At 44.6% G+C, this 22238-nt stretch carries 20 protein-coding genes and 1 pseudogene; 4 read left to right on the plus strand and 17 right to left on the minus strand.

Features of this window, described 5'->3' with window-relative positions:
- Positions 1-189: 189 nt before the first annotated feature.
- The 4 genes from lpdA to pdhA form a co-directional block, all read right to left on the minus strand.
- Positions 190-1608 carry a dihydrolipoyl dehydrogenase gene (gene lpdA, locus G9U52_RS09210; RefSeq protein WP_166148653.1) on the minus strand — a complete coding sequence of 473 codons (1419 nt, stop codon included), beginning with the start codon at positions 1606-1608 and terminating at the stop codon, positions 190-192.
- A gap of 3 nt (positions 1609-1611) precedes the next feature.
- The gene (locus tag G9U52_RS09215) at positions 1612-3024 is read right to left on the minus strand and encodes a dihydrolipoamide acetyltransferase family protein (protein WP_166148655.1); all 1413 of its coding nucleotides are present in this window, start codon (positions 3022-3024) and stop codon (positions 1612-1614) included.
- 78 nt (positions 3025-3102) lie between these two features.
- Positions 3103-4083, minus strand: coding sequence for an alpha-ketoacid dehydrogenase subunit beta (locus G9U52_RS09220; protein WP_166148656.1), 981 nt, complete (start codon positions 4081-4083; stop codon positions 3103-3105).
- Between the two features lie 20 nt (positions 4084-4103).
- On the minus strand, positions 4104-5177 hold the full coding sequence (pdhA, locus tag G9U52_RS09225; RefSeq protein ID WP_166148657.1) for a pyruvate dehydrogenase (acetyl-transferring) E1 component subunit alpha: 1074 nt from the start codon (positions 5175-5177) through the stop codon (positions 4104-4106).
- Between the two features lie 210 nt (positions 5178-5387).
- On the opposite strand from pdhA, the gene G9U52_RS09230 reads away from it, so the two are divergent.
- Both G9U52_RS09230 and G9U52_RS09235 read left to right on the plus strand, forming a co-directional pair.
- A complete protein-coding gene (locus tag G9U52_RS09230; protein ID WP_166148658.1) occupies positions 5388-6113 on the plus strand; it encodes an alpha/beta hydrolase in 726 nt (241 codons plus the stop codon).
- 73 nt (positions 6114-6186) lie between these two features.
- The gene (locus G9U52_RS09235; protein WP_166148659.1) at positions 6187-6579 is read left to right on the plus strand and encodes a hypothetical protein; all 393 of its coding nucleotides are present in this window, start codon (positions 6187-6189) and stop codon (positions 6577-6579) included.
- On the opposite strand, the gene G9U52_RS09240 is transcribed toward G9U52_RS09235, so the two are convergent.
- From G9U52_RS09240 to G9U52_RS09270, 8 genes and pseudogenes are all read right to left on the minus strand, one after another.
- Entirely contained in the window at positions 6574-7443 is an 870-nt protein-coding gene (locus G9U52_RS09240; protein WP_166148660.1) for an arylamine N-acetyltransferase family protein, read from the minus strand. The two genes, G9U52_RS09235 and G9U52_RS09240, sit on opposite strands and share 6 nt — an antisense overlap.
- A gap of 227 nt (positions 7444-7670) precedes the next feature.
- Entirely contained in the window at positions 7671-7994 is a 324-nt protein-coding gene (locus tag G9U52_RS09245; protein WP_166148661.1) for a hypothetical protein, read from the minus strand.
- A gap of 285 nt (positions 7995-8279) precedes the next feature.
- Positions 8280-9026 carry an SDR family NAD(P)-dependent oxidoreductase gene (locus G9U52_RS09250; protein ID WP_166148662.1) on the minus strand — a complete coding sequence of 249 codons (747 nt, stop codon included), beginning with the start codon at positions 9024-9026 and terminating at the stop codon, positions 8280-8282.
- 450 nt (positions 9027-9476) lie between these two features.
- Positions 9477-9818 (minus strand): putative quinol monooxygenase, encoded by a 342-nt coding sequence (locus G9U52_RS09255; RefSeq protein ID WP_166148663.1) that lies wholly within the window; start codon positions 9816-9818, stop codon positions 9477-9479.
- A 372-nt stretch (positions 9819-10190) separates the two neighbouring features.
- Entirely contained in the window at positions 10191-10538 is a 348-nt protein-coding gene (locus tag G9U52_RS09260) for a winged helix-turn-helix transcriptional regulator (protein ID WP_166148664.1), read from the minus strand.
- A 214-nt stretch (positions 10539-10752) separates the two neighbouring features.
- Positions 10753-10961, minus strand: a pseudogene (locus G9U52_RS39855) (sugar ABC transporter permease); the annotation flags it as partial.
- A gap of 507 nt (positions 10962-11468) precedes the next feature.
- Positions 11469-12338: a lipoate--protein ligase family protein gene (locus G9U52_RS09265; protein WP_311764833.1), complete on the minus strand. Its 870-nt coding sequence runs from the start codon at positions 12336-12338 to the stop codon at positions 11469-11471.
- 84 nt (positions 12339-12422) lie between these two features.
- Positions 12423-12851 (minus strand): MarR family winged helix-turn-helix transcriptional regulator, encoded by a 429-nt coding sequence (locus tag G9U52_RS09270; protein ID WP_166148666.1) that lies wholly within the window; start codon positions 12849-12851, stop codon positions 12423-12425.
- Between the two features lie 273 nt (positions 12852-13124).
- Between G9U52_RS09270 and G9U52_RS09275 the strand changes: the two genes are divergently transcribed.
- Complete coding sequence (locus G9U52_RS09275) at positions 13125-13994, plus strand: GGDEF domain-containing protein (RefSeq protein ID WP_166148668.1); 870 nt, start codon at positions 13125-13127, stop codon at positions 13992-13994.
- 63 nt (positions 13995-14057) lie between these two features.
- On the plus strand, positions 14058-16400 hold the full coding sequence (locus G9U52_RS09280; RefSeq protein ID WP_166148670.1) for a cellulose biosynthesis cyclic di-GMP-binding regulatory protein BcsB: 2343 nt from the start codon (positions 14058-14060) through the stop codon (positions 16398-16400).
- Positions 16401-16487: 87 nt separating this feature from the next.
- On the opposite strand, the gene G9U52_RS09285 is transcribed toward G9U52_RS09280, so the two are convergent.
- The 5 genes from G9U52_RS09285 to G9U52_RS09305 all read right to left on the minus strand — a co-directional run bounded on the left by G9U52_RS09285 (position 16488) and on the right by G9U52_RS09305 (position 21879).
- Positions 16488-17024, minus strand: coding sequence for a GDYXXLXY domain-containing protein (locus G9U52_RS09285; RefSeq protein ID WP_166148671.1), 537 nt, complete (start codon positions 17022-17024; stop codon positions 16488-16490).
- The gene (locus G9U52_RS09290; RefSeq protein ID WP_166148672.1) at positions 17017-18246 is read right to left on the minus strand and encodes a DUF2157 domain-containing protein; all 1230 of its coding nucleotides are present in this window, start codon (positions 18244-18246) and stop codon (positions 17017-17019) included. The genes G9U52_RS09285 and G9U52_RS09290 overlap by 8 nt, the downstream gene beginning before the upstream one ends.
- Positions 18247-18408: 162 nt before the next feature.
- Entirely contained in the window at positions 18409-18774 is a 366-nt protein-coding gene (locus G9U52_RS09295; RefSeq protein WP_166148673.1) for a response regulator, read from the minus strand.
- Between the two features lie 28 nt (positions 18775-18802).
- Positions 18803-19294, minus strand: a complete 492-nt coding sequence (locus tag G9U52_RS09300; protein WP_166148674.1) for a chemotaxis protein CheX — start codon at positions 19292-19294, stop codon at positions 18803-18805.
- Between the two features lie 2 nt (positions 19295-19296).
- Complete coding sequence (locus tag G9U52_RS09305; RefSeq protein ID WP_166148675.1) at positions 19297-21879, minus strand: ATP-binding protein; 2583 nt, start codon at positions 21877-21879, stop codon at positions 19297-19299.
- Positions 21880-22238 lie beyond the last annotated feature (359 nt).

Genomic DNA, 22238 nt, shown 5'->3' on the forward strand with positions numbered 1-22238 from the left:
ATCTGAATTTTTTCGAAAAAGAACAGCTCTTTCCATTTAATATCAACAATATCTTTATTAAATTTATTGAAAATAACTTGAACTATATTTGATCTTCATAAGGTTTATGCTGCCAGCTATACAAAAATAAGCTTGGGGCACGAGGGCTCCAAGCTTATTTCGTATTAAAAGGATGTGGGCTTGTCGAACTTATTTTTTGCCAAGAATATGGATCGGATGGCCTAACAATACTTCAGCAGCATCCATAGTAATTTCACCTAAGGAAGGATGCGAATGAATCGTCAGCGCAATATCTTCAACAGTAGCTCCTAATTCAATCGCTAAGCCTAACTCGGCAATAACGTTTGAAGCTTCCTTACCCACGACTTGTGCACCCAGCAGCAAGCCTGAATCCTTGTCACCAATCAGCTTAACGAAGCCGTCTGATGTATTCATCGAAAGAGCACGGCCATTAGCCCCATAAGGGAATTTACCAACACTCGTATTTTTGCCTTGAGCCTTCGCTTCTGTTTCACTTAAGCCCACACTGGCAATTTCCGGGTCAGCGAAAACGACAGATGGGATGCATTTATAATCGATTACACTTGGTTGTCCGGCGATAGCTTCAGCAGCTACCTTGCCTTCATACGAAGCTTTATGAGCCAGAGCAGGTCCAGCCACAATGTCACCAATTGCATAAATGTGTGGAACATTCGTTTGGCATTTTTCATTAATTTTTATCAATCCACGTTCGCCAACCTCAACGCCCGCTAATTCCAGAGATAGATCGCCATCTGTGTTTGCACGGCGTCCAACAGTCACTAGCACATATTGTGCGGTAACCTTTTTCTCTTCACCCTTCACCGTAAAAGTAACCGTAATATCTTTATCGGTTTGCTCCGCGCTTTGTGCCAACGCTTCGGTGAACACTTCTACGCCGCCTTTTTTCAAGCTACGGCCGACCAATGTAGACAATTCTTTCTCAAAACCTGGCAGAATGGTATCGAAGCCTTCCAGCACCGTTACCTTCGAACCCAGCTTCGAGTAGGTTTGACCCAGCTCAATCCCGATATAACCGCCACCGATGACGATTAGGCTCTCAGGAACTTCCTTCAAGTCAAGCGCTTCTGTGGATGATAAAATACGACCGCCAAAAGGGAATGCCTTTAGCTCAATTGGACGGGAGCCTGTAGCGATAATGCAATCCTTGAAACGAAAACGTGCAGTTTCATTATCGTTAAAGCAGCGGGCTTCATTTTCGTTAATGAACAATGCTTCACCGTTGAATACGGTAATGTTATTGCCTTTAAGCAGTTGGCCAACGCCGCCTGTCATTTTTTTCACAATGCCGGATTTCCACTCTTGAACCTTAGTGAAATCAACCTTAACATTTTCGGCAATAATCCCGATAGATGCGTTATGACTAGCTGCCTCGAATTCTTCAGCTGCATGAATTAAGGCTTTGGATGGAATGCATCCGCGGTTTAAACATACGCCACCGACTTCAGATTTATCTACGATCAGAACACTTTTGCCCAGTTGGGAAGCACGAATAGCTGCTACATATCCACCTGGTCCTGCACCGATTACCAATACGTCAATTTCGACTGATGCGTCTCCTACTACCATATGTTACACCTCCATAATTAATAGTTCTGGATCAGCAAGCAATTGTTTAATATAATTTACGAACTGCTGGGCAGTTGCCCCATCAATAATCCGATGGTCAAAGCTTAAGGAAAGCGCCATAACAGGAGCAATCACGATTTCACCATTTTTGACAACTGGTTTTTCTGTGATGCGGCCTGTACCCAAAATAGCTACTTCCGGGAAGTTAATGACAGGTGTGAAAAACATGCCGCCAGCAGAACCGATATTCGTAATCGACAGCGTGCTGCCTCTCATTTCGGCTGAAGTAAGCTTGCCGTCACGTCCACGAGCTGCCAAATCCTTAATGGCCGCAGCAATGGTCCAAATGTTTTTACGGTCTGCATCCTGAATGACCGGAACGATCAAGCCGTTATCCGTGTCTGTTGCAATCCCGATATGGTAATACTTTTTGTAGACGATCTCGTTCTTTTCCTCGTCAATCATTGCATTCATAGCTGGGAATTGACGCGCTGCCGCAACCAAGGCTTTAACGATGAAAGGCAAGTAAGTGATTTTGACGCCTTTTTTCTCAGCAATAGGTTTGGCCTTCTCGCGAAGCGCAACCAGTTGGGTTACATCAACCTCATCCATCAAGGTTACATGGGGAGCAGTGTATACAGATTTAACCATGGCGTTCGCGATTGCTTTGCGAATGCCTTTGAATGGAACGCGCTCTTCGATGCGTTCCCCGCTCACAGCAGCTGCTGCGCTAGGTGCTGCAGAGCCTGCTTCAGCAGCCGGAGCTGCATCTGTGGCTGCAGGCGCTTCGCTTGCAGCCTTGGCTGCTGCTGCGGGCGCACCGCCGCCTGCGGCAAAAGCAAGAACATCTTCCTTCGTCACGCGGCCGTTGGGCCCGCTAGCTGTGACTTGCCCGATGTTCAAGCCCTTCTCGCGAGCGAGCTTGCGCACGCTTGGCGTGGCAAGTGCCTTGCTGCCAGCGGCTGCTCCGCCCGCGTCGCCTGCTGCCTTTGGTGCTTCGCCGCCAGCTAGTGGCGTGTCCAGCTTCGAGTTCGCAACGTTAGCCGCGACCGCTCCGCCTACCGCGCACTCAGCGTCTTGGCCTTCGCCTTTAGCAGCTGGTGCTGCTTCGGTTGGCGCCAGTGGAGCCGCGCTTTCACCGTGGCCATGGCCTCCGGCTTGCTGAGGCACCTCGCCAGCAACTTCGATAGTTGCGATCAGGTCGCCAATGGTACAGACTGTACCTTCGGCAACTTTGATCTCAACGATTTTACCTTCGACAGGTGCAGGAACTTCTACCGTTGACTTATCATTTTGGACTTCCATAATGATCGTCTCATCATTAACCACATCGCCTGGCTTCACGAGCCATTTGACGATTTCGCCCTCATGGATGCCCTCACCAAGCTCGGGAAATTTATATTCGTATATCGCCACTGTTTAACCTCCTTAGAGTTTTTGCATAGCAAAACTTACTTCGTAAGCATTGCTGAGTTTTGCGTAAATTTCGTACCTTTAAAAATCCAAAACTTTATTCAAACCATCAATGATCCGAGCCGGATTAGGAAGCCATTGGTCTTCAACCTGCGAGAACGCATATACCGTATCTGGTGCCGAAATACGAAGCACTGGAGCCTCAAGGTGCAAAATCGCTTTTTCATTAATTTGCGCGATAATTTCAGCAGCGATACCGGACGATTTTTGTGCTTCTTGTACGACGATGGCACGGTTTGTTTTTTGGATCGATTCTACAATCGTATCAATATCAAGCGGCACCAACGTACGAATGTCGATAACCTCGACTTTAGTTCCACGAGTTTTTTCGATTTCCTCAGCAGCTTTAAGTGATGTATGCACCATGGCGCCGTAGGTAATAATGGTCACATCGGAGCCTTCGCGGACAACTTTGGCTTTGCCGATTGGCACTGTATATTCGCCTTCTGGAACTTCGGCACGGAAAGAGCGGTACAAATTCAAATGCTCCATAAAAAATACAGGATCATTATCGCGGATTGCCGAAATCAGTAATCCCTTCGCATCATAAGGATTGGAAGGGATAACCACTTTAATCCCTGGTGTTTGTGCAATCAAGCCTTCCAATGAATCGGTGTGAAGCTCTGCCGCTTTAACTCCACCGCCAAAAGGCGTACGGAAGGTGATTGGTGCATTGTAACGGCCGCCTGAACGGTAACGCATACGTGCAGCTTGTACACAAATTTGATCTAAAGCTTCATATATAAATCCGACAAATTGGATTTCAGCTATTGGGCGAAAGCCCTGAATGCCCATGCCTACAGCCAAACCTCCGATTGCGGATTCAGCTAAAGGCGTGTCGAATACACGGTCCTCGCCGAATTCAGCTTGCAGGCCTTCCGTTGCACGGAATACACCGCCAACCTTACCTACATCTTCCCCAAATATGACTACATTCGGATCGCGCTCTAGCTCAACGCGCATTGCATCCTTTATCGCTTGAATCATCGTCATCTGTGCCATGGTTCTTGGTTCCTCCCTTATTACTTGATATAATCCGCTTTTTGCTCTTCTAGATGGGCCGGTGTTACTTCAAACATGCTATCGATTAAGCCTGGAATTGTCATTTTTTCCACAGCTTCTGCTTTTTTGATGGCTTCGGCTACTGCTTCTTTGGCTTCTTCTACAACTTTAGCTTCCTCTGCTTCAGACCATAAGCCTTTAGCTGTCAAAAAGATCCGGAAACGATTCAATGGATCCTTAGTTTGTTCCCACTCGCTTGTTTCTTCCTTCGTACGATACTTGGAAGGATCGTCACCTGACATGGAATGCGGCAGAAAACGGTAAGTGATGGCTTCGATCAATGTTGCACCTTCGCCGTTACGTCCGCGCTCAGCGGCATCCTGTACAGCTTTAACTACAGCCAATACGTCCATACCATCAACCTGCACGCCCACAATACCAGCGGCTACTGCTTTGTGTGCAACCGATAAGGCTGCTGTCTGTTTGGCAAAAGGAGTCGTAATGGCATAACCATTATTTTGCACAACAAAAATTGCTGGCAGCTTAAATGCACCTGCAAAGTTCATGCCTTCGTAGAAATCGCCCTCGGAGGAACCTCCGTCACCTGTATAAGTAATCGCTACACGCTTCTCGCCGCGTTTTTTGAACGCCATTGCTACGCCCATCGCATGAAGAATTTGTGCACCGATAATAATTTGTGGCATAAGCACATGTACATCTTCAGGAATTTGTCCACCGTGCTGGTGACCACGGGAGTATAGAAATGCCTGATACATCGGAAGACCATGCCAAACGATTTGTGGCATATCACGATAACCCGGACATACAAAATCATCTTTATTGAGAATGAACTCGCTACCAATCATAGTTGCTTCTTGACCAGATACTGGAGCGTAAAAGCCCAAACGGCCTTGACGGGTTAAATTAACTGCCCGTTGATCCCAAGTACGCGTAAATACCATGCGTCTCATTAATTCTTTCAATTGCTCATCGTTCAATTTCGGCATTTCCTGTTCATTCACGATAGTGCCATCGGGCGCTAGAACAGATAAAGGCTGCACCTCGGTAACAGCTACTTCATACGGCTTACTCATGTACATTCACCTCAATAGTAGGATTTCAATGCCAATAAAGATGGAATTCTGTTATAGTAGTATTATAAACCTGTTTTCACTCAGAACACAACCACTTACTTGAAAAATATGATTTTTATCGATTTAAGTCTGTATAACAGTTTTTAAAAACATATAGTACAGATTAATAATTTCTTAAAAACTATACTAATACAACAGGAGGAAAGCCTTATGGACGACGCTATTTATTACAAACGCACAATTGTAAAAGAACTCATTCCCTCGGAAGCTTTGGGAGAAAGCCGCCCTGTCCGAGTCTTATTACCGCCGGGTTACCAGGAGCTAACAACGTACCCCGTCATTTATTGTCAGGATGGCGAGCAATTTTTTAATTTTGGACGAATTGCTACGATTTTAAACCATTTGGTTTATGATGAAGGCGTCCAACCTGCCATCATCGTTGGTGTCGATGTTGATATAGCCAAACGCACCTCTGAGTATACACCTGGTGATTCCCGCTTTGACGCCTATTGCCAGTTTTTCACTGAGGAGCTGCTTGCCTTTATTGAAAGCAAATATCCTGTTGGTGCCACCGCCAAGGATCGCATTCTCGCAGGAGATTCATTAGGAGGAACGGTCTCGCTACATCTCGCTTTGAATTATCGTAGCCTATTTTGCAATGTCCTATCCTTATCGGGTGCATTTTTACAACCAACCCAAGATCGACTAGTCGATGAGACTGATTTATCGTGGTTAAAGCTGTACATGCTGATTGGCACAGACGAAACCGAGGTAACTACCAAAGGTGGCTCCTTCGATTTTCTAGAAGCCAACCGTGTGGCCAAGCAGCTGTTTAAAGAGCGGAATTGCCAGCTCACTTATGTGGAGAAGCCCGGCAAGCATATATGGGGATTTTGGCAAAAGGAGCTGCCCGAGGCGTTGAAGTTGTTCCTGTAGGGGGGACAACCCTCCCCACCCTCCCTTTTAAGGGAGGGCCCCAGAGGTCCAGCCCTCTGGACTCCCGCTCCGTGTGCTGAACTTTGGCGTTCTCGGGGCGCTTTCGTCCCTGCGGGACACGCTTGGCTTTTGGTGCGTGGATGGGCGCGAGGCTTTGGCGTTCTCGGGGCGCTTTCGTCCCTACGGGACACGCTTGGCTTTTGGCTGGGGGCGGAACCTCAAATGCACAAACAACACGCTGACGGTCAGCGTGTCGAAGTTGAGCTGTTCCTTCGGAATTCGCAAAGGCGCTCCAAGCGGGCTTCCTTTTGGGGCACCAGGTGCGTACCGGGCGGGCTGTTCCTTCGGAATTCGCAAAGGCGGCTCCAGGGCGGCTGTCCCTTTGGGAGGCGCCAGGTGCGCTTCGGAATTCGCAAGGGCGCCCCAGGGCGGCTTTCCCTTTGGGATACGCAGCTTGTTGCTATAATGATTTGGATTTTTTCCAATCTACATGGGCTGACTGTACTCTTTTCCATAGCTCGTCACGTTCTTGGGTACTATAATTGACGAGATGCTCATCGAAGATATCGCCCAAAACCTCTAGCCATTGGGACTTATTAGAAAGCTCTACCTTTTCCACTCCACTAAGCCCTCGTTTGTTCCAGATGCAACCTCTAAGCTCATTGCTGCCTGCCTCATGCCTTTGCCTAATAAGGAATATATCAAACCAAGGGGAATCTGCCGCGCGGCTATAATACTCATGCTTGGGTTTAAATTCTTCCAGGTCGTTAAGGACAGCAGGGTCAAAATCCACTCCTATAAAAGAGGCCAAAGGGTCATGCTCTAAACGCCAACCCTTAGTGACAACCTTAGAATCGACAACTTTATATAGAAATGGGGCTTGTTCATAAATTCCGTTATGTAGAGGAACAGGCTCTAAAGGCATATCGCCTAAGCCAACATCGATAATCCATTTTTCATTTTCAGCATGTTCATTTAATAAGGTTACCGTTAACCCCAAATGGAAGGAATTAATTCGGGGCTCGGCTCCTAACGGTTGGACTCCTGCTCGATGCAAAGATACTTGATAGCCTAATGAACGAAGAAGCAGGCTGAACGCCCCATTCAAATGAAAGCAATAACCACTTCTACGCTTCAAAATAAGCTCAACAGATTCTCTAAAACCAATAGCAGCAGGCTTTCGCGCAAAAATATCAACGGTTTGCCATGAGAGAGTTTTGACATGAGCTTTATGTAGCTCAAATAAGTAGGCTTTAGTTGGAGCCTCAATATTTGCTATCCCTATTCTATTTAAATAAGCTTTTATTTCCTCTGCGGTCATCGTATACATACTTATTCACCTCTAATTCATAAGAATCTCCGACCACACTACTCATTACCGTAACCATTATAGAAGGAAAATGGGCTTGAAACAATGTTTATCAATTGCAACAAGCGGTTATGTTAGGAAGCCATTTCACACTTTTTGTTAACAGGAAAAAAAACGCCTGCTATATCGCAAGCGTCCTATCCATATGTGGACCTCTCTATTTGAATCTTCCTATTTGGAGCCCTTGCTTAGCTATGGAGCGTTGGTGCCTGTAGTGGAGTGCTCCATGTGCCGTTGCCGGATGCATTCGTCGAAGACCCGGAAGGAAAGCTGCTGTAGGCTTCGAAATCATCGCTTAATAAAGTAGCTGCAAAAGCAGGCAATGCCACAAAAGGGATTACGATAATGGCCAGTAAAAATATGAACAGCAGAGAGATCAGTTTATTTCGCTTTTTATTATCAATGGAAACACTCCTTTTTGGTATAAGCTTGAGTTCGTCTCGTCTTAATCCTCTGGCTGTAAGATTAATCCTTGAACATCCTCTGTTCAGTACCATCGCTGTGAGTTCCATCGACCACTCCCTTTACGAGAAAGTCAAAGCTGGAGAATGTAATGGTTTCCAGTAATTGGATACCAACCTTTTAAATTATAGTTCACTAATTTAGACGGATAGTATGATAATTTCTATATAGGCTTGTGTTATGTTTGGTTTTTTACAACAAAAAAAGAACCAACTGTACAGCTACAGTTGGTCTTGTAAATTGTCGGGAGACAAGAACCTTATCCCATAAATGACATGAGTAAAAGAAAATTTACACTTCCCCCCTGATTAATTCATCTAGGATGTCTCTCCGAACTAAATTTGTGCAGTTCCTCCGTCCACGAACAATTCAATTCCATTTATATAGCTGCTTTCATTAGAGGCAAGGAACATGACAGCATTTGCGATTTCTACAACGGTTCCCACTCTTCCTAGCGGAGTTACAGTCTTGGCATGTTCAAGAACATTAGCTAATTCGGCTCCGAATAAGTCATCATAAGCCGGTGTATGAACGAACCCAGGACTAAGGACGTTTACACGAATTTCAGTCCCTTTTAGATCAAGTATCCAGTTGCGTATTAGCTGCCTTATTGCTGCCTTCGATGCGCCATAAACACTGAATGCTGGGTCCCCAATGGAACCGGCTGTGGATCCAGTAAGGATAATCGAACCTACATTGTTAGGAAACAAGGGTAATGCCTTTTGAACCGTGAATATCGTTCCTTTTACGTTAACGTCGAATATTTTGTAATAATGCTCTTCTGTAATTTGGCCCAGTGGAAGCATAGATCCAATCCCAGCATTTGCAAAGAGGATGTCTAAATGTCCTTTTTCTTGCTTCACTGCTTCGTACAGTTTGTCCAAATCTTCCAACTTGGAAATATCACCTTGAATACCAGTTACATTCTTCCCAATCAGCTTTACCGCTGCATCCAGTTCACTTTGTCTGCGTCCTGTAATAAAAACATGCGCACCTTCTTTTGCAAACTGCTGCGCTGTTGCAAGACCAATACCGCTAGTACCTCCTGTAACAACTGCTACTTTACCATTAAACTTTCCCATGTTATGACTCTCCTTGTATGTTAATTTTTGTTCTAAGTAATATGTCCTGACTGCCATTTATCAGTAATAATCTGTTAAGAACATCCCACAAACGACATTACGAACCAAGTAACAATAATAGAAGTACCTATTTTTTTGTTATATAGTAACTAAAAAGTAATAATTATTGCCGATCGTGCCAACAAATCTATGAGTCGCAACATCAAGATTCATTACACTATGAAAGGGACTTGTGAATGACCTTTTAAAATCTAATGAACGAAGTATGGCTACAAATTGAACACATTTATCAACATAAAGACCCAGCCATTTTGGATGGTTGGTCTTTATGCCGCCGGTAAACTGAGTTATACTCGATTTTGTCATCCTGCATATCCAGCCGCTATTCGGTTATCCCGTACGTTGTTTCCCATTCTCTTCGCAAGGAAATAGAAAAATCGGCTAGAACATTTAGCGAGGCACATTCGTTAGTTGGCTTCCCCATTCTCCGATTGGTTCAAGCCAGCTTACAATTCTTTCATCAATTAAGCCTGTAAGTGACTCCTCGTATTCTTTGCGATAAGGCTTTGGAAACTCTTCCTGTACCCAACTATCTCTAGTACCTTGCCAGATTTCATATATATGAAGATCATCCGGACTATCAATATCATCGGAAACGATGGCATTTACGAATTTAGGATCGTTTCTGAAATTGTTAATCATTGCAAAGAGACTGTCGCGGAAAGTCTCTTTCATACCTGGTTTTATTTTGAAACGGATGTTTAGAATAACTTGACTTGAATTTTTGGACATAGTCACACACCCCTTAACTTTTTTTGTGGTAAATATAATAGTTCTTTTCATTAATTTCTTCGGTGCATCCAACAAGAGTTATTATCGATCAAATGTATCGAATTAACAAGTACCCACTTTTTTGTTATATAGTAACCAAAAAGTGATAATTGTGATTATACCACTCCAATTCCAAAACAATAATTATTCTGCTAGCTTTAGACTACCTGTTTCTAACAGAGTATCCCCTGTTGGTTTGCATGATTCAGAGATTGCTTCTTATCCCTAAATAAATTATTAGCCATTGTAAACTAGAGTACACTTAGGTTTTTAACCATTTATTTTAATGAAAAATAAGAATGTCCCTAAGCATGTCATCGTTTTATTTTACTTTTAATCAATATGCAAAATTTGGAACTCACCCTTAGCGAATGATTTCTCTGCATAATTGTCACCCCAATTGCAAAGCGCTCTCAGAATAGGTTCAAGCGATTGACCAAGTTCTGTAGTTGAATATTCGACTTTTGGAGGTACTTGATTGTACATCTTCCTACTTATTAGTCCGTTCGTTTCTAATTCTCTAAGTGTTTGAATAAGCATTTTTTGAGAAATACTATGCACAAGTCTCTTTAATTCGCTCGTCCGTTTTGGACCTTTTATCAAATAGTATAAAATAAGCCCCTTCCACTTCCCTCCGATAACCTCCATAGTAACTTCTAGGTCACAGTAATAAGTTTTCATGTTTAACATAACATCTCCCGGTTATAATTATCACTTTTTAGTTATTATGTAACAAAAAAGTGTGTACTTTTATTATAGTTACTTTTGACTCATAATATCATTTAAAGGCGGACAAGAATAGCACGAATACAATGGATAGTTAGGGAAAGAGATCACAGATAATCGTTCCATTCGGATGCTTCTGGTGAATATGAAGTAAAAAATAAACTGAAGTATACGGGCTGATGACTTCGGACACATTGGAAACTGTCGAATTTTGCAGGATGTACACCTGGCTAAAGCCGACTTCTATAATGTTGCTCATACACTATACTTGGCAGTGTAATATGGCAAATTTGCTACCATTTACTTGCTCCATAATCTTGGATCAATACTGGTTAGCGCCGCCAAGTAAATGATGGCTCCAAAGCCTGCGGATTTCCAGTAAGTAAACTCAAGGTCAAGGAATTGCAGATCGTACTGAATGCAGCAGGGTCGCGGAAAATTGTCCATTCCTACCTACTGACTTGCCGGCTTCAAATTAGTAGCTATTGGCCATTTCATGTATGCCCGACGAGGATGCACAAAAATTTCCGATCTACAATGACTAAGAGCTTGAATTTGCTTACAAGAAGAATCGGCAACAACCTGCTTGCCTAATTGCTAGGGAAATTATATAAGTTAAACTTTACTCCCGTTACTTTAGCGAATAGCCCTAGTTAAAGCTTTTAATTTGGACTGACGTTCCTAATTGCAATATTTCGGGTAACGCGTTGGGTATGTGGCTGAAATAAAGATCCAATTATTTCCCATCGGGAATGAGATAAAGGTCTTGTCATTGGCACATGACAAGACCTTTATCCCATAAAACAAAAAAGCCGCGATTTACGCGACTCTTAATGAGATAATATTCTTGTCTTCCGACATAAATCCAGATCCATATCCTGTTTATTATTTCTCAAGACCATACCGGCTCTGCAAGGTATCGACCATTGCCGCAATTTCTGCTTCCTCCGGCAGCTTAAGCGTCGCTGCTTCACCGCTCTCACCGCTCTTGCGCTTCCTTACCACATCCTTGATAGAATCGATAAATAATTGCTCGTCCGCAAGACCGATTAGCTCGTCCAGGCTCGCCATGCTATCTGCCGTCACCTTCGGAAAGCATTGCTCGCTAGCGCCACAATCACCTTCTGTTGCGATATCATAAAAGCTTTTGGCCAACTCAGCCTTCTCTTTACCAGAACCCCGTACGACAACGAAGGCTTGGACAGCAATCGCATGAGCTTGCCGCCGCTGGGCAATTCCACAAAATTTAAGACCTCCAATGCTTAGATCATAGTCACCTGGGCAATAAGCACCTTTAATTTCACCTTTCGCCACATCCGGACTTAATGTATGTAGGGCTTCCTTAATCAATAAGTACATCTTTTCAAAGTCATTGCGGAAATCGATATGCCCCTGCTGTTTCGGCAGGATTAGCGTGAGATTGACCACGCCAAGATCAAGTGGCACCGCGGCACCTCCTGAATTTCTGACAGCCGCCGAGTAACCCTGCGCCTCCAGCCACTGCTTCGCCTCCAGTGCGTGGGGAAGCCTGCTATCACGCAAGCCCATCACAAAGGCGCGAGGATGCCGCCATATATGTACAATGGGCGTTCCCCCCTCGCCAACACGCCTGCACAAAATCTCGTCTAGGGCAAAGGGCAGCAGTATATTTTCCTGCTCTTGTCCTGTTTCCTTCTCTGTTTCTTGTTCGTGTTGCCCAGTCCGATCCCAAATCAAAATATCACCAGGCAAGCTCCATTGTATGTTGTCCATCATGACCTCCTAAAAGTTTTCAAGGAAAACTAGCTCCTCAAGCATTTGCTATCATGTTCCCCGCAGAAAACTAGCTTCGTAAGCGGCTTAAAGGTTTTCTTTACTCGTTACTTCCTTAAAAATTCGAATTAAATGCTGAATATCCTCATCAGCCAAATCACCGAAGAACGTTTCGATATTCGCTCTGCGCTGCAATCGGATTTTGCCGATCAATTGGCGACCTTCCTCATTAATTCTTAAATAAACGACGCGCCGATCTTCCTCGGTTCTCTCCCGCTCCACGAGTCCTGCCGCTATCAGCTTGTCTGACATGGATGTAATCGCTCCTGGTGTATAACCCAAGATATCAGCTAGCTGCGAAGCTTTCAGCGGACCGTCACTGTCCAATTTATCCAGCAGGAAGCCTTGTGAAGGCGTGATGCCGCTCTCATTAGCCTTAGAGCCATTGGAGACCATTTTACGAAACAATTGTCTCGCTACCTCTTCCAATTCCAAAAGATTGCGATGATCCGTCATGAAACCGCTCCTTTTTATCTCTTTTAATATTCATTTTAACATGCAGCTTCGGCTTGCCCAAGCTTTTGTGTAATTCAGAGACCAAAATTAATAAACTTGACTTATAATTTGATTGCATTCTATATGAGGATCGTTTATCTTAATGGAATCATTGAAACCCATTTGTTTTTGTAGAAAAAAAGGGGATTTCATAGCTGCTGCGGAATATAGTTATGTCCTAATCGCAATAGCTTTTTCAACACGACAGCACTTTTTAGAGGGGAATGGAAGGAAATGAAATCACCAGAGCGGATATACGCTAATATTCTATTACAAGTAGTTTCTGTTTTGTTTCTGTCTCTGTACTTTATCATTACTAGCCAGGTATACCCAACCAATTATTTATGGTACATAGCGGCGATTTTGTTGGGGCTTTTCGGATATTTCCGTAAAACCTACCCCACCTTATTGGCTACTATTTTTGTTATTGGTGTTTATGGACTCCATATGATTTACCAATTGTATATCAAGACCGTATTTACAACTGTGGGGTGGAATGATCTCATCTGGTTGTTGGTGTTCCCTTTCCTTGCACTTATGGGAGGAATCAACAAAAGCGATATTCCATTTAAACAGAAGAGCCGTAGGCAGACAGCTGCCAGTAAAAGCTTCCGTGACCCTGCACTAGACGAGCCTTTTACGATCGAAGCAGATTTGGGCTTCAGGAATCATGAAAGCTTCTTCCACCAATTCGAGGAAGAAATATTTATGAGTGGCCGCAATAAACGAAAATTATCTATAATGCTTATTGAAATCTATCAATTCCAGGACTTTTACAAAGAATATGGACATGAACAAACTCAATTATTCCTCGATAAGGTTGCTGAATTGATAAACGAAATCATGCCCGAAGCAGAGGTTAAAGCTTATTTGGAGGAAGGTCAATTTGCTGTCCTGCTATCGGGCTCAGAACGGGCTAATTCCAGTATTGCCGAGCTGTGGCTGGATGACCATTTCAACTCGTTGCTATTAACTCGCCCACGCAGCAAAGGGTCGGTCACGGCAAGATTAAGACATAGCAAGATCGATTGCCCTGCACAAGGTATGACTGCTTATGAAATTGTCGAAAAAGCGCAGCAGGAGTTAGCCTTTAGCAGTATCTAGCAGCCCCTAGATGTGACAACCCGATTTATTGTAAAAGACACTCTTAAGGAAGTGACACATTCAATGAAGCAGTACATGCGAGCTTGTGCATCTATTTTAATCGTTACTTTCGTGATCGCCTGCGTGAATATACCTGTTATTTATGGAGTAGCGCCCGTTCAGCCGGACGCTGCAACGAGCAGTCCTATAATTGCTGTGCCGGAGGGCAATATTACGCCCGCAGCGCCTATAAATAACGCCGTGCCTGCTCCTGCCGGCACTGTAGCCTCACCCGTTTCCACGGTGGCTTTACCTCCTTCTGCTCCAGCAGCTAGCTCGGCGGCATTAACTAACGTCACACTTGCGAAAAATGCGGAAATTTTTCCGCTCTATTTGAACGATCGCATGATTCAAGGGGAAAATAGCCGTGAGGACTACTTCTTTGAAGTGGCCAAAAGCCGAAAGGTACTGCCCGGTTCATATATAGACATCTATTTTGGGCATTCACTTATGCTGTTGCCCAAAACCTCTACCTTGACGGTTTTAATGGATGATGTCCCTATTGGGGCCATTTTTTTGAATGAGACTAATCATGAAAAAACATTATTGCGTATCGATATATCCAACTATTTGGCCAGCCCGGGCTTCCACAAGCTTTCTTTTCAAGCCCATATGGAATTTGCCAACAATGTGTGTATGGATCCCAATAATGCCGCCAATTGGATGGTTGTTTACAAAGAAAGCACAATCCACCTAAACTTGGACAAAAGCTATGATAGTGCTGACCTGACCTGGTACCCAAGCCCTTTCTTTGAAAAAGGCAGCCAACAGCCTTTGCAATCGATAATTGTCGTTCCTGATGATATCGAACAAACTGAATTCGTCGCTGCTGCCCGACTGGTGCAGTTTTTCACCTCACAGGCACAATCTACCCGCATCAATGTTCCGATCTTTGCAGAATCCGATTTAACGGATGTTATGCTCGCTAATAACCATACCATCTGGCTGGGACGTACAGGCCATTGGAAAGAACGCGGTAAACTGGTTGAGGACACGTATCGCAAGCAAGCCGATCCAGCGATTCAAGCACAGGGCCTTATCGCTATAGGAGCCTCTCCTTGGAATGCAGCATTAAGTGGCATGGTGATCAGCGGCACGAATGAGGAATTGTTGAGCGCGTTGACTATCCTGACCGAGGAGACGTTATACACCCAGCTGCAAGGAAAGTCAACGGGCATCATGCCGGGATTAAAAAAAACCGAAATCCAGCCTCTTGTTAATCCAGGTAAGGTGAACACCATCAGCTTTGAACAGATGGGGTATAACCATATTAATATTGGTGGAAGAGTTGATGTCAATACAACGATCAACTACAATCTTCCCAATTATTTGGATGTTGAAGACGGAGCCAAGCTAACGTTAGGCTTTAAGCATTCCAAATCGATTGAATATGGGCAATCCGTACTTACAGTGAAGCTTAATGGCGTGCCTGTCGATAGCCACAAGCTTAGTGAAGCCACAAGCGATTCGGGATTAATTGAAGTCAACTTAACCCAAGATGTAATCGGAAATAGCAGGACCTTAGCTTTGGAAATCAGCGTTCATTTTGCAAATTCTTCACCCGAGCAAAACCAGGGATGTATCGATCCTAACCTGATTGGCAATTGGGTTGTTATTGATAAAGCCTCTACAATAAGCTATACCCCTGTTGATCGGAAAGCCTTCAACTTACAGGCAATTCCTTATTCATTCATTAAAAATGGCCACTGGAATGACGTTACCTTCCTCTTACCGGACAAGTTCAGCAGCAAAGAATTGAATACAGCAATGACGCTTATTGGTATTCTTGGCAGAAATGCGGTCGATACAACCAGCCTAACCCTGACCAAAACCTCAGCTGCCGGCCTTAAGGATCTCCTGCGGGGACGAAACATCATTTATCTGGGCACAGCCAAAGACCTGCCTGACTTCATGAATGGCTTTCCTGACAGCTCGGTTGTGTTTAAAGACAATAAAATGACTTCCAACACCAAAAACATCGAATTATTAAGTGAACTGCAAAGTAGCTCAGCGCTCATTCAACTGTCTAAATCACCATTGAACGAGAACAAAACTTTATTGGTCTTGGCAGCCACCTCAGCCGATCGCCAAAATTCCTTAAGTGAAGCGTTGACGGATCCTATCGTTAATGACAAAATAACCGGAAAATTCGTCGTTATCGATAACCTGAATAAAATCCATGCCTTCCCGGAAGAGCCAGCGCCACCCAAAGTACTCGCCAAGCCGAAGGTCAATCAGGTCAGTGATTTTCTTAACGGGCAAAATAAGCTAGCATTGGACGGTTCCATTTTTGTGATCATCTTTCTTGCTGTAGGTATGCTGGTTGTGTCCATTATTTGGATAGCCCGAAAACGCAAACGAGGATAAGCCGCTTTCTCTTCATATTCACATGCATCGAAAACGAACATAAAGAGCCTGTCCCCTTGGTCATTTGACTTAGGGGACAGCTCCTTTTTATTTCATTGCTTCCAGCCCGGATATTCGTGCTTGTCCCCAAGAAGCAATTTTTACACGCACAATCATATTGCTCGCTTGGTTCTCCAGTTCTTTCCCTGTTCCTTCAGGAACATAATACCGCTCCATGCCATACAGGACATGAATGGATTCTTCCCAGCTATACGCAACTATCGCTTGTAACACCGCTTGATCTGGGGAAACCGCTGGCTTACTGCGATACACCCCTACAGCCTCGTAAATGCCGTTTGCTGCGGGTTTCAGTGCAACATACACCCGCTCTCCCTCATCAGGCTTATCGCCGCTCTCCTTCCACAATGAAGGCTTTAGCACACTTATCTCATAACTGAGTGTAACATAATCCCCATACAGAAAATCCCGCGGGTCGACAGGTATTGTTTTGATCTTGATCTCAGTGCCGAACCATCCAACTGCATAATAGGAGCCAGCGATTCCGCTCAAGAAAAGTACTTGGACCATTACAACAATAAGCAGCAGCAGCATTCTGCGTTTGTTTCCCATTGGCTTATTAATCATGAGGCTCCTCCTCCTTTTTCATATCGCTCAGAACCAGCTTTTTCCTATGGTTTAAGAACCAGCTTAACCCCAGCAAAATGAGCCCCCCAAGAATAAAAAATAAGGATTTATCCATAAATGCCCACGTTAATTTTCCGTACGCGACCATCGTAGTCACAATAAAAAGCAAGGTTCCAAAATTGATTTTGAACCGCCATTGCTCCATATAGCCGCTCCACAGCACATAGAAGGAGAAGAAGAACAGAATGACTAAATACATGACGGCTATACTCGACTGCAAATAAATGACGGGCACCAATAATACCCATTCAAAGCCACTGGATATTCGCCCATTCGTCCACTTTCCAAATAAGGAAGCCGCCAAGATAACCAGCATGGAAAAGATAAAATAGAGCGGTTCGGCAAGCAGCTCATACCTGTCACCATCAGTGAAATCATCAAACATCAGAACCATCACAATCGCAAAAAGGAAAGCTGCAGCAAGCGGCACTGATTGAAGCGCAAAGCCGGAACTGCGATCCTTTATCCAATCCCCCACCGCATAAAGCGCCATCAACGGAATAAATATCCATAGAAACTTCCATTCCCGATCTAACACGAGAATCAGCGATTGCAGCACGATGCTTAAGCTAAAAAACCAGGCTAACAGCATATGCTGGTTTTTCCAGCCATAGTAACCTAACCCTACTGCCATAATGATGAAGCCGACATAGCTGAACCCATCATGCTCGATTGTGCTATACCACTGTGCGCATGTAAAAATCAACAGGCTTATCAAATATAAAAATTTACTGCGGTATAAATAAGTGAGTAAGGTTCCGACAGATCCCCACACGATGAATGACATAATATCATAGGAGACCAAATGGAACATCTGGGCAATCAATACAATACCGCCACCAAAGGAAATCAAGCCTAGCGTCGTCATCGCTAAGCCTAGCCTATCGTTGCCCGACTTCCGAAATAGTTCGCCTCCGCCATAACAAGCGACCATCAGTACAATAATCATGAGCAGCCTTGCCATCTGGGGAATTTCCTGCCAGTTTGCAGCAACAAAGCTTAATATCCCCAACCCTACCAATATGCTGCCTAGCAAGGGAAGTACGCCAATAGCATGTTTTTTATCATTATATAAATCTAGAATCTGTGTATATTGCTCACGAGTTACGATGTTTTTTTCTACCCAAAGAAGACCTTCCTTTTCCACCCATTTTCGGCTCATCCCTAACCACCTCTTTCTCCAGTATTTCTTATATCTTAAGTATATCCGAGCCTGCCAAGAAAAGTAGTACTATCTTTCTCTAGTACCCCAAGCCTCAATACAAAGAAACAGCTACCCCAAGAAGCCTCGAAGATAGCTGTATTTTATTCCTATTTGATTCGATTAAACGGCTAGTATTACTTTTCCGATAATCTCCAGCAGCCTTTCAGCCTGGAAGGGCTTAACTATATACGATTTGGCTCCGGCTTTAATAGCATCCAATACTTGCTGCTTCTGTCCAGCAGCACTAATCATGACGACCCTGGCTTGGGGAAAGGTTTTCAGCAATATTTGCAGCGCTTCGATCCCATCCATATTCACCATATTAATATCCATGGTAACCAAATCAGGTTTATGGTTGATATAGCTTGCCAATACTTCTCTTCCGTCCGTCGCCTCAACCACAACCTCATGCCCAGCGCGTTCCAAAATAATCCGGATATTTCTGCGCATTACTGTAGAATCATCTACAATCATAACAGTAGCCACTACTTAGAATCCTCCAAATATCTATAGATTATATTGCAAGAATGCGCGCCAGCTCCAACTTATTAGTTGAAGATATATAAATGCATTGAAAGTTGCCAGACTCCGATTCGAATCGTTGTACCAGAACGCTGCTAAATTTAGACTGTAGCTCAGCTTTTTTCGTTATGATGACCAAAGGTGCACCTAAAAAAATATCATGTTCATCACGCTCTGTCAAAGAATTCCCGGAAATCACATTCGCGATTTCAGCCACAACCTCGACACCAAATTCAGCAGCTTCCTCATCGGTAATATCTTCAATCATATATTGGTGGGCGAGAATTCCAGACAAAGCTTGGTCTACCGTAAATAACATTCCGCCTTGAACGGCACCACTAAGCTGGATAAAGGCAGTCACATCCTCCAAATATAAGCTTCCGATACTATCTGGGATAGGCTTTAGCCCTTTAATGCCAAGCCCGTTTAAATAGTGGAGCGAGGTGCTAATAAATACCTGAAAAAATTGATCTTCTGGGTACAAGATTATCCAACCTTTCCTACAGCCGTAATGTTATCATAAGGAAACTTCACAATGAATTTAGTGCCCCCGCCTTTTATTGTTGCTACGCGTATGGTTCCACCCAGCTTTTCTGCCTCGGCTTTCACTGCGGATAAACCAATACCTCGACCTGACCATTCTGTTGCTTGCTTCGTCGTAGAGAGCTGATCCTTAAAGATCAGCTCGGCGATTTGTTCATTGGACAAGGGCTTCAATTCATTATACGGCGGCAGCAGTCCGCTCGATTCCGCCCTCGAACGCACAGCATCAAGATCAATACCGCGGCCATTGTCCGATATCGTAAGCACCAGTTCGTTATCCTCGTGCTCAACGAAGAAATTGACGGTTGCATATTCATCCTTACCCATTTCCAGCCGTTCTTCAGGCGACTCGATCCCATGAACCACAATATTGCGCACGATGTGGATTAATGATTGCGTTAAGCCTCCCAGCTTCTCGGGATCGACCAGCACATCGCCGCCGCGCAATACGATGGGATGCAAGAGCAGGCCATCTCGCTCGGCCATCTCGGATAAATAAGCGGGGTAATGCTGAATCAAGGCTTTAAGTGGCTTGAAGCGCCATTGCTTCAGCCCGGCAAGCCAGAGCCTATCTTCGGTATCCGTTAGTCTTGCTCTTAGTTCCTTCTCCAGATGCTGCCATTCTGCTTTGGTTAATTTAACCTCATATTCCATACCCATTTCAGACATGGCATCACCCAGTACTTCCTTGAGCAGCAAGCTATCCTCCTCCAGCCAATCGTGCAGTTGCAGGTTCTGCAACCAAAGCTCCAGCCCTGCTGCTGAGAGTTTCTCCTCATGGGCGAGCAGCTCCGTCAAATCCGATTCCAATTGGTGAAGCCGCGGGACAATATGGATAAATTGCAATAAGGCAAAGCTTCCTTTAAAGGTGTGGATGGATTTATAAATCGAAAGCAGCTTCTCCTCTACGGAGTCGATGCTGCCCGAAATTTCAATCAGCTCGATATCACAGAAGCTTTCAAAGCTTCTTATAATCTGTGCATAGTCCTCGGAATGGGTAATGACGTGGACAACCATTTGCAGCCTTTTCCGCTCACGGGACATTAACTCCTCCAAACGCCTAGTTTCCGTAATGTCCGTCAGCATTACCATAATAATCCCGGCTTGTTCTTTCGGAGTTAGGGTATCTTCAGACGCTGCCAAATATTTAAACTCGATTTGGATGACCTTGTCCTGCAGCTTAATTTCTTCTGGGAGCAACGAGAAGATCAGCTCTCTTTTCCACTCATCGGGTTCATTGTAAAACTCACCGAGAATCGTTTCTAACAGCTGGGCCTCCTGTTTGTCCTCAGCATAAAAGACTTCGGCTAAGCGCTTACCAGCAATATCCTGTTTGAAAATACGTGTGCATTCTACGCTGTATTCATCCATAACAAGCAAATCTGCACCAAGTGACATAAAGCCTTGCCTGGCATTATCCAGCAGGGTACGAATCGAGGCTGTACGCCCAGCAACCGTCTCCTCCAGCACCTTATTCCATTGCATGATTTTTTCAATTGCCCCCACAATTTGGGCTTCTGCATGCTGGACATGCTTGGGCAATTCGTTCACAGGCCGTCCCGCTGCGACCTCCTCCAGCGTTAGGCTGAAATGCCGGAGCGGCAATATAATCCGCTGCCTAACCAGCAAAATAACGAGCAAAAGCAATAATAACATGCCGCTAAGCGCATATAAGCCCAAGGTGCCCAGTCGATCGGCAGCCTCCGTTGTCGACCGGGTCGGTATCTCGGCATATAACGTGCCGATCTGCTTTCCCGACATATCGAGCAGCGGTGCCGCTGATTGTGAAACGAATACCTGCTGGCGGCGCTCCAGCTTAAATTGCTCACCATTTCCCGTTTCCGTTCCGTTCATGTAAGTCTTTAACTGCTCGGCAGATAAGCCTTCTGTAGAGGAAAGAAACTGTCCTGAATGGAGCAGTAGCGCTATATCAGCCTGAAGCGTATCCTTCAAGCCCATAATAATTTCATTCGTTAGCAACCTTCCGAATATGACAAGACCCACCGGAGCCGCCTCACCCTTATTGTTCGTAACCGGCGCCACCGCAATAACGGCGATTCCTTTGGACGTGTTGACAACACCAGAGAATTGCTGATCCTTTTGAAACCTTTCCAGCAAAAAGGGAAAGCCTATCTGCCCGGTAAACTCGGCCACGTCTCCCGTCTGCACAAGCACATTACCCTGCAAATCCGTTTCCGCTACAAAATCGATATTGGGCACCACATTGGGGACGACCCCGACACTGTCCTCAATCCAAGTCAAGTCATGATTAAGCACCGCTTGCCGGTTTTCCTCCCAATATCCATTGGTCACGGTAACGCCAAGGATTGTATCCCCAAGACGTTCAACCATTTTGTGGGCAGCACGACTGGTCTGGGTCGACTTTTCCTGTTCAATTCGGGTCATACCCGACATTTCATGCTGATAAAACAAGAAGGCTACCGCCACCAGCGGCACTACAATAAGCAAGCCAACCCAGATCAGCAGTTCCGCCATAAAGGAGCGCTGCTTGTTCTTTATCTGCATCTAACAACCTCCGTTACAAATGGCTTCATAGTTTGTCCATATCCCTTTATGTTACTGCATAAGCTCTTCCATGAAAAGACAATTGTCTAGTTTTTATGCAGTTTTTGTGCAGTTTATATAAAGATAATAAAAATAAGCCCCACAGTAGCGGGCCGAAGATTAACAAGTTAAATGATAGCCACACTTATCGATGTAAATGGTAAGGAACCGTTGCGATCACGATATCCTTTTGCTGAAATAAATAGGCACGGATTAATAGGCTGGTTTGATTGTGCAATAGCCAAACCGGCTTAAATTATGCGAAGGGAGCGTATTCATTGGCACCGCTCTGATTATATCGCTATGATGCACCTATTATC

This window comes from Paenibacillus agricola, from assembly GCF_011440305.1.
Taxonomy (GTDB): domain Bacteria; phylum Bacillota; class Bacilli; order Paenibacillales; family NBRC-103111; genus Paenibacillus_S; species Paenibacillus_S agricola.